The organism is Photobacterium sanguinicancri, assembly GCF_002265265.1.
GTDB lineage: Bacteria > Pseudomonadota > Gammaproteobacteria > Enterobacterales > Vibrionaceae > Photobacterium > Photobacterium sanguinicancri.
In genome coordinates this window covers 1-401 of the sequence record NZ_NOIF01000489.1, presented here as the reverse complement: position 1 = coordinate 401, position 401 = coordinate 1, and the positions used below count along the sequence as shown (strand labels likewise).

1 protein-coding gene is annotated in these 401 nt (G+C 67.3%); it reads right to left on the bottom strand.

The window, feature by feature from the left end; all coding sequences use genetic code 11:
• Positions 1 to 401, bottom strand: a 401-nt coding sequence (locus ASV53_RS24765) for a glycoside hydrolase family 3 N-terminal domain-containing protein (RefSeq protein WP_275657129.1), incomplete at both ends; no start/stop codon positions are given.

Below are 401 nucleotides of genomic sequence, written 5' to 3'. Positions count from 1 at the left end.
GATGGACATTGGCGACGGCATCGCAATCGGAGACGGTGAAGCCGGTAAAGCCCCAGTCGTGGCGCAGCCGATCGACCATCAGCGGCGCATTGGCGCAGGCGGGGACACCGTGGATGGCGTTATAGGCGCACATCAGAGACTGCGCCTTGCCCTCGGTCACCGCGAGGCGGAAGGCGGGGAGGTAGGTCGCTTCCAGATCCTGCGGCGACGGGTCGACATCGAAACCGTCGCGCCCGGCCTCGGGACCGCTATGGACGGCGAGATGCTTGGGCGTGGCGATCACCTTGGGGTGCGCCGGGTCCGGCCCCTGCAGCCCGGTGATGAAGGCGACACCGAGATGGCCGGTGAGATACGGGTCTTCGCCATAGGTCTCTTGCCCACGGCCCCAGCGTGGATCACGG